Origin of the sequence: Xanthomonas rydalmerensis (genome assembly GCF_033170385.1) — a bacterium.
GTDB lineage: Bacteria > Pseudomonadota > Gammaproteobacteria > Xanthomonadales > Xanthomonadaceae > Xanthomonas_A > Xanthomonas_A rydalmerensis.
Window position 1 is genome coordinate 4,841,231 of the sequence record NZ_CP126170.1, and the last position, 13,897, is coordinate 4,855,127.

Here is a 13,897-nt window from a genome sequence, read left to right on the forward strand (position 1 = left end):
TGCGGCGCCCTGACGCCGGCGGCAGGCGCCGGCTCAGCCGGCCGCGCCCAGCACCACCGTGGCGCGGCCCTCGGCCAGCAGTTGCCCGGCATGGGTGATGCGGAAGGCGTACTGCTGGCTGTCGTCGGCCTGCAGCAGCACCTCGGCCTCGCCTTCGATCGGCCCGGCCAGGTCCTGCAGTTCGCTGACGTGCAACTGCACCCCGCGCAGCGCCACCAGCATGCCCGGCCGCACCGGCGTGCCGGCGGCACGCCCGAGCAGGCCGCCGTGTACCGCCATCGCCTGCGCGCCGTACTCGCACAGGTGCAACGCGCGCAGCCGCCCGCCGCTGCGCAGCGGATGCGTGGCCTGGCGATGCGCGCCGCTGCGCAGCCGCACGCGCTGCGCGTCCCAGGCCACCACCTCTTCCCACAGGCACATCAGCCCCTGGTGCGGGACCAGGGCGGCGATGGCGTCGCGTCCGTGCAATGGCTCAGTGTGCATGGCGGGTCTCCTCGGCTTCGCTGGCGGTCTCGCGCGAAATCAGCAGCGCCAGCACGAAATTGAACAGCACGCCCAGCGCCACGGTGCTGCCGATCGCGCGCAGCACCGGGATGCTCGAGGCGGCCAGCAGCGCAAACACCAGCAGAGTCATCAGGCTGCACACGATCAGCGCATGCAGGGTGCGCAACTGGTCGGCGCGATCGTCGCCGGCGTGGTCGAAGAACAGCGCGTAGTCCAGGCCCAGCCCGGCGGCCAGGATCAGCGCGATCAGGTGGAACAGGTTCAGTTCGACCCCGCAGCCGCGCAGGATCGCCAGAATCAGTAGCGTGGTCAGCGCCATCGGCAGCAGCACGCGCACGATCCGCCGCGGCGTGCGCAAGGCGATCGCCACGGTCAGCGCCAGCAGCACCGCGGCCACGCCCAGCGCGGCCAGCACGCGACCGCGGTAGGCAGCGACCAGCGATTCGGAGGCATCCTTCAGGTCCAGCAGTTGCGCACCGCTGCCCTGCACCGCGCGCGCCAGCTGCGCCGGATCGCGCAGCCCGGTCAGCGACACCAGTGCGGTGGTGCGATCCGGTCGCTCCAGCAGCAGGCCATCGACGGGGGTCGCCAGCGGCGTGCCATGCAGCGCGCGCGCGGTCAGCAGCGGCGCCGTGCGCGCGACCTGCAGGTCGGCCAGGAACGGCGCGAAGGCGTCGGCGCGGAACGGCGTGGCGGCCACCGCGGCGGCCATGATCGCCTGCGCCTGCGCCGGATCGGGCAAGGCGGCCTGGCGCCGACGCTGGGTGGCGGCGCTGGGCAGGTAGCGCGCGGCCATGTCGTAGCCGGCCAGCTCGCCCTGCGCCACCAACGCGTCCAGGCGCGGGCGCAGGCGTTCGGAGGCGACCAGCGCCGCGTCGGCGGACGCGGCCGGCAGGGCCAGGACATAGCGCACGTCGGGCGCGCCCAGTTCCTGGCGCAGGTGCGCGTCGCGGGCCAGGCCGTCGGCCGGCACCGGGGTCAGCTTGGACAGGTCGTTCTGCCAGAACGGCCCCGGCGCGAACACGATGATCGCGCCCGCCAGCAGGGCCAGCGGCAGCAGCGACCAGCGCGGCCGCGGCAGCCGCGCGATGCCGCGCCACAGCCGCTCCAGCATCGGCGAGTCGGCATGGTCGCGCGGCGAGGGATCGATCAGCGCCGGCAGCAGCAGGCGCGTGGTCAGCGCCGCCACCAGCAGGCCGGCGATGGTGAACACCGCCAGCTGGCGCAGGCCGTCCACGCCAGAAAACAGGAAGGTGACGTAGGCGATGCAGGTGGAGACCACGCCGGTGGCCAGGGTCGGCCACAGATGGCGCGCGTTCTCGCGCGGATCCAGGCCCGGGCGCTGGTGGCTGAACAGGTGGATCGGATAGTCCTGGACCACGCCGATCAGGGTGAAGCCGAACGCCACGGTGATGCCGTGCACGCCATCGAACAGCAGCGCCACCGCACCGAGCCCGGCCAAGCCGGCGCTGGCCAGCGGCAGCACGCCCAGCACCGGGATCTTCCAGCTGCGGTAGGCGACCAGCAGCAGCACGATCAGCCCCACCGTATCCAGGGTGCCGATCCACTGCGCCTCGTTCTGGGTGCGCCCGCCGATCTCCACCGAGAACGCGCCCGGACCGGTCAGGGTGAGCTTGCTCGCACTACCCACGGAGACCTTGGCGAAGGCGGCATGGATCGCGTCCACCGCACGCTGCTGACCGGTGGGATCGAAGCCGGCGGCGCGGGTCTGCGCCACCAGCAGCGCGTCCTTGCCGGCGCGGTCGAACCAGACGCCCTCGCGCTGCTGCGGGCCGCCGGCCGGCTGCAGGCTCTCGGCCAGGTGCAGCACCTCCAGGGTCGGGTCGCGCGGCAGCAGCGGCTCCACCATCGCCGCCGCCGGCGAGCCCAGGTCCTGCAGCCGCGCCTGCAGCGCATCGCGCAGGGTCGGCGCATCCAGCGGCCTGGCGTCGAAGCTGTCGCTGAGCAGGTAGCGGTACGGCAGCAGGCGCGCGGGAATCGCGTCCAGGCCGGCATCGGCGCCATTGGCGACCAGTTCGAACACGTCGTGCTGCGCGGCCAGTTCGGCGTGCAGCGCCTGCGATTGCTGCGCCAGCGTGGCCGGATCGGCCCCGGACAGCGACATCAGCAGCAGCCGCGAGCCAGGGCCTTCGCCGAGTTCGTCGAGCAGGAGTTTTTGCGCGGGGGTGCGGGCTTCCGGCATGAACTTGCGCAAGTCCCCCGACACCTGCAGCGCATTGCCCAGCCAGATCCCGGCCACGGTCAACAGCGCCAGCCACAGCAGCGCCAGCGAGATGCGCATCTTCGAACTGAGGGCACGCTTCATTGCCGCGTTCCCATGCATGCCCGCCCTGCGCGATCAGCGGCGGCACGCGCAGCCGTCAGCCCGGCAGCGCGCTGCCGGCGCCCATCACCTGATGCGTGGTTCACGCCGCGTCGCCGTGGCACAGCGCGGTCAGTGCAGCCCCGTCGACGAGTGTACCGGCGGCCTGCGCGGCCCCGGCCAGCAGGGTGCGCTGGACGTCGCCCTTGGCCGGGGTGGTCTCGATGCAGCGCAGTTCAGCGCCACGGCCGTACAGGCGCAGGCTGCGCACGTGCGCGGCCACCGCCGGGTCCTTGGGCTGCAACTCCAGTTGCCAGCGCTCGCGGGTGCCGGTGCTGCTGATGGTGTACTGCTGCTGCAGCAGCGCGCGGTCGCCGGACAGCAGCGCGCCGAAGCCGCTCTGCAGGCCGGCCAGTTCCGGCACGCGCGCCAGCGAGAAGCGCCGCGGCGGCTTGCCGTCGCGCTCCAGCGTGGCTTCGCCGCCGCGCAGGGTGGTGGTCTCGTGGTACGGCGCGTTGACCTCGCGCACCAGGGTCTGCGCATCCGGGCGACGGTACTCGCCCTGCACCCGCAGCGGGGTCTTCAGCAGCGCCGAGCCGCGCAGTTCGACGAAGGCGGTGCTGACCGGCGCCGGCCGCGCCAGCTTCTGCAGGATCCAGTCGGCGTCCAGCGCCTCAGGCGATGCGGCGCACAGCGGTGCGGCGCTGCACAGCAGTATCAGCATCCACGGCAAGGTGCGGCGCATCGGCATGGCGGTTGTTCCAGAAGTCGTAGAAGTTGAACCAGTTGTAGGGCGCGGAGCGGGTGTAATGCTCCAGCCTGGCGGCGTAATCGCGGATGAGCGCGGCCAGCACCGGCGCGCGCTGCCGGCGCGGCAGGTCCAGGCCTTCGCTGAAGGTCTCGAACACCAGCTCGTAGCGGTTGCCGCCGCGGTACAGGCCGAACGCCAGCACCACCGGCACCTTGAGCGCGGCGGCGATCAGCCACGGCGAGGTCGGGAACAGCGCGCCCTGGCCGATGAAGGCGGCCGGCAACGCCGGATCCTCCGGGCGCGGCCGGTCCACCAGCAGCGCGACCAGCGCGCCCTCGTCTGCGGCCTGCTTGATCGCCATGACGATCGAGGTGCTGTCCATGCCGGCGTCGATGATGTTGGCGGCCAGCTGCGGGTTCAGCGCGCCCAGCAGGTCGGTCATCGCCGGATTGTGCGCCTTGTCCAGCACCACCTTGACCTGCACGTCCGGACGCTCGGTGGCCAGCACCCGCAGCGCGTCGAAGCTGCCCAGGTGCGAACCGAAGATCAGCACGCCGCGGCCGCGGTCCATCTGCGTGTGCAACTGGTCCAGGCCGCGGATGTCCACCCGGAACCGGTGCATCTGCCCGCACAGCATGAACACCCGGTCGAGGATGGTCGAGGCGAAGGTGTGGATGTGCCGCGCCACCTCCAGCAAGGTGGCCGGGCGGTCGAACACGCGGCTGAGGTAGTGCCGCGAATCGCGCCGCTCCGGGCCGCGCACCAGCAGGAAGTACAGGGTGATCGGATACAGCAGCAGGCGCCCGACGGCGCGGCCGCCGTAGCGGGCGATGCTGCGGATCAGCCACAGGGCGAAGCGGCCGCCGCCTTCCGGGCGCTGCTTCCAGCCGGCGCTCACGGCGCCGCCTCGGCGTTGAGTTCGCCACTCACCAGCAGGTCATCGCCGCGCAGCACGCGGAAGCGCCAGCGCGGCGCGGCGCCGTCCAGTTCCACACGCGCCGGCTGGCCGGGAAACAGCGGCTGCACGAACTTCACCTGCGGCAGGCGCAGCGGCGCGCGCGCGCCGTGCGCCGCCTCGACGGCCTGCAGCACGTGGTCCAGCACCACGACGCCGGGCACCACCGGACGGCCTGGGAAGTGGCCGGGCAGGCTGGGATGATCATGCGGTACGACGAATTGCATACGGGCGACTCATATCCTGGGTTCGAGCATCGCACGGACGGCCTGGTGCGCGCGCTGGGTCAATTCCTGGCGGTTCAGCGGGCCGTCCTCGCCGTTCACCCGGATCGGCGTGCCGATCCGCACCCGGATGACGCCGGGCCGGACCCGGAACAGGCTGGTTGGCGGCAGCACCTTGCCCGCCCCGTCCAGCGCCACCGGCACCACATCCACCCCCGCGTCGATCGCGGCCTGCAGCAGCCCGGCCTTGAAGTCGGCCAGTGCGCCGCTGCGGCTGCGGGTGCCTTCCGGGAACAGGCACAGGTCCTGGCCGCGGCGCAGCAGCGCCGCCGCCTCGCGCCGCATCATCGCCCCGGCGCGGCGGCTGTCGCGGTCCAGGAACAGCATGCCGGTCGCACGCGCATACCAGTTCACGAACGGCACCTTCAGCATCTCGTCCTTGAGCAGGAAGCGCAGCGGCACCGGCAGCGCCATGAACAGCGCGCAGATGTCGATGATCGACTGGTGGTTGCTGACGAACAGGTGGTTGCGCGACCAGTCCACCCGCTCCTGGCCCTCCACCTGCAGCCGCGCCCCGGCGCCGAACAGCAGCACCGGCGCCCAGAAGCGCGCGCCCATGCGCAACGGCAGGCGCGGCCCGGTCAGCCATAGTAGGACCAGCGCGACGACGATGCCCAGCGCGGTGAACGCCAGGGTGAATACCAGCTGCAGGGCGTTCCACACGGCCCAGGCCATGCGCGAGGGCATCCCTGCCTGCGGCAACTTGGTGTTTTCCTTGATGATCTGCACGACCTAGCGTCCCCTGCACTTCGCGCGTCAGCGCAATAGATCGCGCCAAAAAACCGGCCCCAGCCGCGCCAGCTGGTGCAGGAAGTCGGGCAGATTACGGTAGGGACGCTGCGGAAACCAGCGCCCGCGCATCAGGTACTCGCCGACGAAGAAGCCGCCGATGACTCCGTAGCCCAGCAGGTTGGCGAACAGCGAGGCGCGCGCGTCGCTGATCGGCAGCGGCGCGGCCAGGCCCAACTGCGCCAGCACCCCGCTGGGCTGGGCGCACAGCGCCAGCAGCAGGTTGAGCAGGGTCAGCCCCACCAGCAGCAGGGTCCAGGCCAGGGTCAGGCGGCGGGTGTAGCGCAACTGCTCCGGGGTGATCGGCATGCCGGCCTGGCGGTAAAGGGCCTCGACGATGCGGGTGATCAACGGCGTGCGCCCGCGCTGCAGGCTGCGACCGAAGAACCAGGCCACCCAGGCGGTGAACAGCACCGGCGGCGCGGCCAGCAGCAGCAGGGCGTGCGGCGAGCGCCACAGCGGCACCAGCGCCGCCGTCGCGGCGATGGCCAGCGCCCAGGCCCAGGGCCGCCAGCGCGCCATCGGCTCCACCAGCACCATCAGCACCAGCGCCGCCCCGGCCAGCACCGCCAGATCCGGGCGGTGCGCGGCGTTGGCCCAGTGCGCCAGCGGCGAGTAGGCCAGCGCCAGCAGCACGCCCAGGGCCAGCGCCCAGGGCGCGGCGTCGGCCGGCTCAGCTGGTCTTGTTGGCTTCGACATGCGCTGACAGCGCGCGCAGCGAGGCGAAGATGCGGCGGTTCTCGTCGTTGTCCGAGCGCAGTTGGAAGCCGTAGCGCTTGCTGATCGCCAGCGCCAGTTCCAGAGCGTCGATCGAGTCCAGCCCCAGGCCGGTATTGAACAGCGGCGCCTCCGGATCGATGTCGCCGGGCTGGACGTCTTCCAGGTTCAGGCTCTCGACCAGCAGCTCGGCCAGTTCACGTTCGGCGGCGGTTTGCGAAGACATCCAGGGGCTTCCAGGCGAAAGGACGGGTGCGACAAGATGGTGCATCGGGCGCTGCGGCGCAACCATCGGCCCGCGAACAGCACGCTATCATGCCGTTTCGCCCCGCCGTTGCGCCCGCAGGTTCCCTCAGGATGACGTCCCCCGCTGTTGCTTCCCTTCTCCCCACCGCAAGCGCCGCCGCGGCAGACACGCCCGACGTGCTTGTGATCGGCGGGGGGCCGGCCGGCTGCGCGGCGGCGATCGTCCTGGCGCAACGCGGCTGGCGGGTGACGGTGCTGGAAAAGGACCACCACCCGCGCTTCCACATCGGCGAATCGCTGCTGCCGATGAACATGCCGATCCTGCAGCGGCTGGGCGTGCTCGAGCAGGTGCGGGCGATCGGCGTGCTCAAGCTCGGCGCCGACTTCCCCAACGATGCCGGCGGCTACAACACCTTCCGTTTCGCCCACGCGCTGGGCGCGCAGTCCGACTTCGCGCTGCAGGTGCCGCGCGCCGACTTCGACCGCGTGCTGTTCGCGCATGCGCGCGCAGTCGGCGCCGACGTGCACGAGGGCGTCCGGGTCGAGGCAGTGCAGTTGGACGGCGAGACGCCGACGGTGCAGGCGCGCAGCGCCGATGGCGTGCGCCACTACCGGCCGCGCTACCTGATCGACGCCAGCGGCCGCGACACTTTCCTCGGCAACAAGCTCAAGCTCAAGCGGTCCAACCCGCGGCACCAGTCGGCGGCGCTGTTCAGCCATTTCCGCGGCGTGGCGCGGCGCCCGGGCGAGGACGCCGGCAACATCAGCATCTACCGCCACGCGCACGGCTGGATGTGGCTGATCCCGCTGCCCGACGATGTGATGAGCGTCGGCGCGGTGTGCGACCCGGAGTACATGAAGACCCGCAAGGGCTGCGACAGCGAGGCGTTCCTGCTGCGCACCCTGGCGCTGAATCCGGACGTAGTCGAGCGCATGGCCGGCGCGCAGCGCGTGGCGCCGGTGCACGCCACCGGCAACTACGCCTACGAATGCACGCGCATGAGCGGGCCGCGCTGGCTGATGCTCGGCGACGCCTACGCCTTCGTCGACCCGATGTTCTCCTCCGGCGTGTACCTGGCCATGCACAGCGCCGAGCGCGGCGCGGCCATGGTCGACGCGGTGCTGCGCGAGCCGGCCAGCGAGGCGCGGCTGCAGCGGCGCCTGGAACGGCACCTGCGCGGCGGCCTGGACGAGTTCAAGTGGTTCATCTACCGCTTCACCTCGCCGACCATGCGCGAGCTGTTCGCGCAGCCGCGCAACGTGCTGCAGGTGGAACAGGCGGTGGTGGCGATGCTCGCCGGCGACGTCTTCGACAACCGCGCGGTGCTGCGCCGCCTGCGCGTGTTCCGCGCCATCTATGCGCTGTCCGCGGTGGCGATGCTGCCGCGGGCATGGCGCGCCTGGCGCCACCGCCGCCGCCAGGCCCGCGAATCGTTCCACGGCGACACCTTGCACGGAGACACCACCCCATGAGCCGCCCGCACCTGCAGTTTCCGCACCACACGCAGGGCCATCCGCAGTTGCAGGTGGACTACATCGCCGAGACCGACCCGAGCCCGTTGCTGGGCGAGGACCGGGTGCTGGCGGTGTTCGGCTTCGGCGAGACCGCGCCCTACCACGACGACCCGCGCTACCTGCGCGTGCCGTTGCAGCCGCACGGTCCGCGCATGCTCGAGGTATGGCGTACCGACGCCCCGGTGCACAGCGGCCGCGACGGCGACATCGCCTGGGCCAGCGACGGCCGCCTGCAGTTCGGCGTCATCGAGATCGACGAACGCCAGGTCGACCTGGACATCGAGGAAGCCGCCGCGCTCGCCTACGCGCAGATCACCGCCTTCGTGTCCGGCAGCGCCACCCCGCGCCTGCTGCGCATCTGGAACTACCTCGACGCGATCACCCTGGGCAGCGGCGACCGCGAACGCTACCGGCGCTTCTGCGTCGGCCGCGCGCGCGGACTGGGCGATTTCGACGCCACCCAGCTGCCCGCGGCGACCGCGGTCGGCCGCTGCGACGACGCGCGGGTGATGCAGATCTACTGGCTGGCCGCCGCGCAGGCCGGCACCCCGCTGGAGAACCCGCGCCAGGTCAGCGCCTACCGCTACCCGCGCCAGTACGGCCCGCAGCCGCCCAGTTTCGCCCGCGCGATGCTGCCGCCGGCCGGCAGCGACATGCCGCTGCTGCTGTCGGGCACCGCCAGCGTGGTCGGCCACGCCTCCATGCACCAGGGCCAGTTGCTGGCGCAGCTGGAAGAGACCTTCGCCAACTTCGACGCCCTGCTGGCAGCCGCCCGCAGCCACGCCCCGGACCTGCCGCCGCAGTTCGGCGACGGCACCCGCCTGAAGGTCTACGTGCGCGAAGCCGCCGACCTGCCGCTGGTCGCCAATGCCCTCGACGCCCGCTTCGGCGACCGCGTGCCGCGCCTGCTGCTGCACGCGGTGATCTGCCGCGACGAACTGGCGGTGGAGATCGACGGGGTGCACGGCTGAGGCAGCGCGTCGCTGCGTGCGCGAGCTCGCCATCGCCGCGCCGGCGCTGCGGTTGGCTCGATCAGGCGTCGAACGCTGCGAGGTGTTAGGCCATCACTGCGGCCGCGGTTCGCCGCTTGCAAAGACGCGCACCGATTTCCAAGTCGCGTCGCCGGATGATCGGTGGCGCCCGTTCCAGACCTTTTGCACCGGCATGCCATGTCCGACAGTCGCCGCAAGATCGTGATCGTGTCCGGTGCGCCTGGCGCAGGGAAAACCACCTTGGCGGTCCCGCTCGCCAAACGGCTCGGATTTCCGCTGTTCTGCAAGGATGTCATCAAGGAAACCCTGACCGACGCCCTCGGCGACAGCGGCGGCGATCTCGCCGCATCGCGCCGGATCGGCGGCGCGGCGATGGAACTGCTCTGGTCGCTGGCGCGCCATGCGCCGCAGGCGGTGCTGGAAGCCAATTTCCGGCCGCGCAGCGCGTACGAACGCGACAAACTGGTCAGCCTGGACGCCGTCATCGTCGAAGTGCACTGCGACTGCGGCCCCGACGAAACCGCCCGACGTTTTCGGGAGCGCGCCGCGGCCAGCACGCATCACGCAGCGCATCCGTTGAAAGCACTGCCGCCGGACATGCTCGCCGAGTACGCCGGACCGGTCGGACTAGGAGCCGTGGTCGCGGTGGATACGCGCATGCCGGTGGACGTGGAGCGCCTCGTCGCCGAGGTGTCGAGACGCTTGTCCGAGTGAAGCGAGCCGTCGCTTCGAACGCGAGCGACGCCGGGCACACACAGGCTCCATCATGCGCAGCCCGTCCTAACGGGTCGACAATCCGATCGGCCTGGTGACCGATGCAACCTGCCTGCGCCTCAGGCGTCGCGCTCTCCAGCCAACAGCGCCAGCATCCGATCGCGCGGCAGCTTGCCGGTCTCGTTGCGCGGCAGGGCGTCGAGCAGGCGCAGCCGGCGCGGCAGGAACACCGGGTCCAGTTCGCGGCGCAGCGCGGCCAGGATCTTGGCTTCGTCCAGGGTCGGCGCGACCACCACCGCGGCGATGCGGCCGACCGCCTGGCCGGGTTCCGGCTCCAGCTGCAGCATCGCGCCGTCGACCACGCCCGGCAGGGCCAGCAGGCGCCGGGTGAGGTCGGCCAGCGAGGCACGCTTGCCGGCGATCTCCAGCAGGTCGGCCTGACGGCCGCGCACCTGGAACCGGCCGTCGGCGTCCACTTCCATCAGGTCGGCCAGCAGCACCGGCTGCGGCAGATGCGGCGCGTGCACCAGGGTGCCGTCTGGCTGCGGCGCCACGCGCACGCCGGGCAACGGCGTCCACGGCACTTCGCAGGCGGTGCGGCGGCTGGCGAACACGCAGGTCTCGGTGGAGCCGAACATCTCGCGCACCTGCCCGCCGAAGCGCGCCTCGGCGGCGGCGGCCAGCTCCTGCGCCAGCGGCGCGGTGGCCGAGACGATGCCGGCCAGCGGCGGCAGGGCGACGCCGGATTCGACCAGCGCGCGCAGATGCACCGGCGTGGTCACCAGCAGCCGCGGCGCCGGCAACTGCGCCAGCGCGCGTGCCACGTCCTCGGGAAAGAACGGGCGCCCGGCGTGCACCGCCAGCGGCGTCACCAGCGGCAGCAGGATCGACAGCTCCATGCCGTACATGTGCTGCGGCGGCACCGTCGCCAGCACCTGCGGCACCGCCGTGTCCGGCCACAGCCCGACCAGCGCCAGCAGGTCCTGGCGGGTGCTGGTGAGGAAGCTGCCCCAGGTCTTGGGATTGGGCTTGGGCGCGCCGGTGCTGCCGGAGGTGAAGCCGATCGCGACCAGCGCATCGTCGGCCAGCTGCGGCATCGGCCCGTCCAGCGACGGCAGCGTGTCCGGCAACTGCCAGTAGCGCGGCGGCGGCTCGGCCAGCGCCAGGTCGCCCAGGCAATAGCAGTCGGCATGGGTGCGCTGCACCTCGGCCACCACCGCCGGCGCGCGCGAGGACGGCAGCAGCGAGGTCTGCCCGTGCAGCGCCACCGCGCAGAACGCAACCATGAAACGGTAGCGGTCCTCGCACAGGTTCAGCGCATGCCGGCCGGCCGGCAGCACTGCGGCCAGGCCGCGCACGTGGCCAAGAAAGGTGGCCAGATCGATGTGCTCGCCGTTGGCGAAGGCCAGCGGACGGTGCGCGTCGCCGACGGCAAGCGGATGCAACAGGGGCGCGGCGGGAATCTCGGAGGAAACGGCGGACATGCGGGGCGGCGGCTCGGGCGGGCGATGACCCGCACGGCGCGGGAAGCCGGTAGCTTGGCCGCCACCGCCGCCGCTGGCAAGCCGGCCGGCCGCCGCAGCGGCGGCCGTCAGTGGTGGTAGCCGGTGTCGGCGGTGATCTTGCCGCGGAACACCCGGTACGACCACGCGGTGTAGCCCAGGATCACCGGCAGCAGCACCGCCAGCCCGACCAGCACGAAACCCTGCGAGGACGGCGGCGAGGCCGCTTCCCAGATGGTCAGCCCGGGCGGCACGATGTTCGGCCAGATACCCAATACCAGGCCGAAGAAGCCGAGCACGAAGAAGCACAGAGTCAGCACGAACGGGCGCGCATCGCGGCCCTGCGCCATCGCCGCGCGCCACAGCGCCACCGCGTTGACCAGCACCAGCAGCGGCACCGGCGACAGCCACCAGAAATTCCCGTCGTGGAACCAGCGCGCCATGATCCGCGAGTCTAGGAACGGCAGCCAGGCGCTGACCAGGCCCATGAACACCACCACCACCAGCACCAGCGGCCGGGTCAGGGTACGGGCGATGTGCTGCATCGCGCCTTCGGTCTTGAGGATCAGCCAGCTGCCGCCGAGCAGCGCATAGCCGAACACCACCGCCGCGCCGGTGAGCATCGAGAACGGGCTGAACCAGGCAAGTACCCCGCCCAGGTACTTGCCGTCCTGCAACGGCATGCCTTCCACCAGCGCGCCCAGGATCACCCCTTGCCAGAACGCCGCGCACAGCGAGCCCAGCGCGAACGCCCAGCCCCACAAGTACTTGGAACTGCGCGCCTTGAAGCGGAACTCGAAGGCCACGCCGCGGAACACCAACGCGACCAGCATCATCAGCACCGGCAGGTACAGCGCCGACAGCACGATCGCATAGGCCTTCGGGAACGCCGCCAGCAGGCCGGCGCCACCCAGCACCAGCCAGGTCTCGTTGCCGTCCCAGATCGGCGCGGCGGTGTTCATCATCAGGTCGAGCTGGTCCTCGTCCTCGGCGAACGGCGCCAGGATGCCCAGGCCGAGCACGAAGCCGTCCAGCAGCACGTACATCAGCACGCCGAAACCGATCACGCCGAACCAGATCACCGGCAATACGGTCGCCATGTCCATCAGCGGGTCTCCTCGATGTCGTCGTCGGCCGCCGACAGCGGCCGCGCCGGGGTCTTGTCGCCCTCCTGCATGCGCGGCGCCGGCTCGTGCGGCAGCGGCCCGTGGCGCAGCATGCGCAGGATGTACCAACTGCCGAACCCGAACACCAGCGCGTAGGCGAGCACGTACACGCTCAGCGAGATCCACACCATCGCCGGGCTGACCGGGCTGACCGCGTCGCGGGTATGCAACAGGCCGTAGATCACGTACGGCTGGCGCCCGATCTCGGTGACGAACCAGCCGGCGACCAGCGCCACGAACCCGGCCGGCAACATCGCATTCCACGCCAGGTGCAGCGCGCGCCGCCGCAGCAGGGTGCCGCGCCACCAGAAGAACAGCGATACCAGCGCCAGCAGCAGCATCGCCATGCCCAGCCCGACCATCACCCGGAACGCGTAGAACACCGGCTTCACCGGCGGCCGCTCGTCGGCCGGCACGGAGGTCAGCGGTGCGATCTCGCCATTCAAGGTATGGGTGAGGATCAGGCTGCCCAGGCGCGGAATGGCGACTTCGTAGTCGTTGCGCTCCGCCGCCTCGTTGGGCACCGCGAACACCACCAGCGGCACGCCCTGCCCCGGCGCCTCGCCGTGCCAGTGCCCTTCCATCGCCGCCACCTTGATCGGCTGGTGCTCGAGCGTGTTCAGGCCATGCGCATCGCCGGCGGCGATCTGCAGCGGCAGCGCGATCGAGGCAAACGCCACCGCCAGCTTGAGCATGCGCCCGGCCGCGTCCAGATGCTCGCCGCGGCGCAGGTACCAGCCGCTGACGCCGCCGATCACGAAGCAGGTGGTGATGAACGCGGCCAGCACCATGTGCGTGAGCCGGTACGGGAACGACGGGTTGAAGATCACCTCGCGCCAGTTGGCCGGCTGGAACACGCCCTCGACCACGGCGTAACCGGCCGGGGTCTGCAGCCAGCTGTTGGCCGACAGGATCCAGAAGGTAGAGATCAGCGTGCCGATCGCGACCAGGCAGGTGGCCAGGAAGTGCAGCTTCTCCGGCACCTTGTGCCAGCCGAACAGCATCACCCCCAGGAACGAGGCTTCCAGGAAGAACGCGGTCAGCACCTCGTAGCTGAGCAGCGGGCCGAGGATGTTGCCGGCACGTTCGCTGAGCACCGCCCAGTTGGTGCCGAACTGGAAGCTCATCACGATGCCGCTGACCACGCCCATGCCGAAGGACACGGCGAAGATCTTCAGCCAGAAGAAGTACAGATCGCGCCACACCGTGTCGCGGGTGCGCAGCCAGCGCCATTCCAGGAACGCCAGCCAGCTCGACAGGCCGATGGTGAAGGCCGGGAACAGCACGTGGAAACTGATGACGAATCCGAACTGGATGCGCGACAGCAGCAGGGCGTCCATGAGTAGCGCCTGAGGCAGCGGAAACGATGCCTATTGTTGGTGCGGCGCGGCGAAATGGGATGTGACGGTTTGTCGCAGCGGCGTCTTGTTGCAGCCGCT

Annotated in this window: 14 protein-coding genes; 3 read left to right on the forward strand and 11 right to left on the reverse strand. The window is 71.2% G+C overall.

Features of this window, described 5'->3' with window-relative positions; all coding sequences use genetic code 11:
- Positions 1–33: 33 nt before the first annotated feature.
- From QN245_RS20700 to xanC, 8 genes are all read right to left on the reverse strand, one after another.
- On the reverse strand, positions 34–468 hold the full coding sequence (locus tag QN245_RS20700; RefSeq protein ID WP_317845409.1) for a hotdog family protein: 435 nt from the start codon (positions 466–468) through the stop codon (positions 34–36).
- A 4-nt stretch (positions 469–472) separates the two neighbouring features.
- On the reverse strand, positions 473–2,830 hold the full coding sequence (locus QN245_RS20705) for an MMPL family transporter (RefSeq protein WP_317844118.1): 2,358 nt from the start codon (positions 2,828–2,830) through the stop codon (positions 473–475).
- Positions 2,831–2,930: 100 nt separating this feature from the next.
- Positions 2,931–3,578 (reverse strand): LolA-related protein, encoded by a 648-nt coding sequence (locus QN245_RS20710; RefSeq protein ID WP_317844119.1) that lies wholly within the window; start codon positions 3,576–3,578, stop codon positions 2,931–2,933.
- Positions 3,502–4,476: a lysophospholipid acyltransferase family protein gene (locus tag QN245_RS20715; RefSeq protein ID WP_160970505.1), complete on the reverse strand. Its 975-nt coding sequence runs from the start codon at positions 4,474–4,476 to the stop codon at positions 3,502–3,504. The genes QN245_RS20710 and QN245_RS20715 overlap by 77 nt, the downstream gene beginning before the upstream one ends.
- Positions 4,473–4,760: an ApeI family dehydratase gene (locus tag QN245_RS20720; RefSeq protein WP_317844120.1), complete on the reverse strand. Its 288-nt coding sequence runs from the start codon at positions 4,758–4,760 to the stop codon at positions 4,473–4,475. The genes QN245_RS20715 and QN245_RS20720 overlap by 4 nt, the downstream gene beginning before the upstream one ends.
- Positions 4,761–4,769: 9 nt before the next feature.
- The gene (locus QN245_RS20725; protein WP_317845410.1) at positions 4,770–5,519 is read right to left on the reverse strand and encodes a lysophospholipid acyltransferase family protein; all 750 of its coding nucleotides are present in this window, start codon (positions 5,517–5,519) and stop codon (positions 4,770–4,772) included.
- A 54-nt stretch (positions 5,520–5,573) separates the two neighbouring features.
- Positions 5,574–6,305 carry a COG4648 family protein gene (locus tag QN245_RS20730; protein WP_160970503.1) on the reverse strand — a complete coding sequence of 244 codons (732 nt, stop codon included), beginning with the start codon at positions 6,303–6,305 and terminating at the stop codon, positions 5,574–5,576.
- Positions 6,280–6,549 carry a xanthomonadin biosynthesis acyl carrier protein XanC gene (gene xanC, locus QN245_RS20735; protein WP_003470209.1) on the reverse strand — a complete coding sequence of 90 codons (270 nt, stop codon included), beginning with the start codon at positions 6,547–6,549 and terminating at the stop codon, positions 6,280–6,282. Before xanC ends, QN245_RS20730 begins: the two co-directional genes overlap by 26 nt.
- A 131-nt stretch (positions 6,550–6,680) precedes the next feature.
- On the opposite strand from xanC, the gene QN245_RS20740 reads away from it, so the two are divergent.
- From QN245_RS20740 to QN245_RS20750, 3 genes are all read left to right on the forward strand, one after another.
- Positions 6,681–8,042, forward strand: coding sequence for an NAD(P)/FAD-dependent oxidoreductase (locus tag QN245_RS20740; protein ID WP_317844121.1), 1,362 nt, complete (start codon positions 6,681–6,683; stop codon positions 8,040–8,042).
- Entirely contained in the window at positions 8,039–9,055 is a 1,017-nt protein-coding gene (locus tag QN245_RS20745) for a chorismate transformation FkbO/Hyg5 family protein (RefSeq protein WP_184448954.1), read from the forward strand. Before QN245_RS20740 ends, QN245_RS20745 begins: the two co-directional genes overlap by 4 nt.
- Before the next feature lie 198 nt (positions 9,056–9,253).
- Positions 9,254–9,790 (forward strand): P-loop nucleotide/nucleoside kinase family protein, encoded by a 537-nt coding sequence (locus QN245_RS20750; protein WP_317844122.1) that lies wholly within the window; start codon positions 9,254–9,256, stop codon positions 9,788–9,790.
- 119 nt (positions 9,791–9,909) lie between these two features.
- Here QN245_RS20750 and QN245_RS20755 read toward each other — a convergent pair whose 3' ends face one another.
- The 3 genes from QN245_RS20755 to QN245_RS20765 all read right to left on the reverse strand — a co-directional run bounded on the left by QN245_RS20755 (position 9,910) and on the right by QN245_RS20765 (position 13,798).
- On the reverse strand, positions 9,910–11,274 hold the full coding sequence (locus tag QN245_RS20755; protein ID WP_317844123.1) for an AMP-binding protein: 1,365 nt from the start codon (positions 11,272–11,274) through the stop codon (positions 9,910–9,912).
- Between the two features lie 107 nt (positions 11,275–11,381).
- The gene (gene cydB, locus QN245_RS20760) at positions 11,382–12,398 is read right to left on the reverse strand and encodes a cytochrome d ubiquinol oxidase subunit II (RefSeq protein ID WP_317844124.1); all 1,017 of its coding nucleotides are present in this window, start codon (positions 12,396–12,398) and stop codon (positions 11,382–11,384) included.
- On the reverse strand, positions 12,398–13,798 hold the full coding sequence (locus tag QN245_RS20765) for a cytochrome ubiquinol oxidase subunit I (RefSeq protein ID WP_317844125.1): 1,401 nt from the start codon (positions 13,796–13,798) through the stop codon (positions 12,398–12,400). Before QN245_RS20765 ends, cydB begins: the two co-directional genes overlap by 1 nt.
- Positions 13,799–13,897 lie beyond the last annotated feature (99 nt).

Bases quoted from the DNA above. Each gene is read 5' to 3' on its own strand.
- QN245_RS20705 (WP_317844118.1), bottom strand. From the start codon at position 2,830: ATGAAGCGTGCCCTCAGTTCGAAGATGCGCATCTCGCTGGCGCTGCTG.
- QN245_RS20710 (WP_317844119.1), bottom strand. From the start codon at position 3,578: ATGCCGATGCGCCGCACCTTGCCGTGGATGCTGATACTGCTGTGCAGC.
- QN245_RS20720 (WP_317844120.1), bottom strand. From the start codon at position 4,760: ATGCAATTCGTCGTACCGCATGATCATCCCAGCCTGCCCGGCCACTTC.
- QN245_RS20730 (WP_160970503.1), bottom strand. From the start codon at position 6,305: ATGTCGAAGCCAACAAGACCAGCTGAGCCGGCCGACGCCGCGCCCTGG.
- xanC (WP_003470209.1), bottom strand. From the start codon at position 6,549: ATGTCTTCGCAAACCGCCGCCGAACGTGAACTGGCCGAGCTGCTGGTC.
- QN245_RS20740 (WP_317844121.1), top strand. From the start codon at position 6,681: ATGACGTCCCCCGCTGTTGCTTCCCTTCTCCCCACCGCAAGCGCCGCC.
- QN245_RS20745 (WP_184448954.1), top strand. From the start codon at position 8,039: ATGAGCCGCCCGCACCTGCAGTTTCCGCACCACACGCAGGGCCATCCG.
- QN245_RS20750 (WP_317844122.1), top strand. From the start codon at position 9,254: ATGTCCGACAGTCGCCGCAAGATCGTGATCGTGTCCGGTGCGCCTGGC.
- QN245_RS20755 (WP_317844123.1), bottom strand. From the start codon at position 11,274: ATGTCCGCCGTTTCCTCCGAGATTCCCGCCGCGCCCCTGTTGCATCCG.
- cydB (WP_317844124.1), bottom strand. From the start codon at position 12,398: ATGGACATGGCGACCGTATTGCCGGTGATCTGGTTCGGCGTGATCGGT.
- QN245_RS20765 (WP_317844125.1), bottom strand. From the start codon at position 13,798: ATGGACGCCCTGCTGCTGTCGCGCATCCAGTTCGGATTCGTCATCAGT.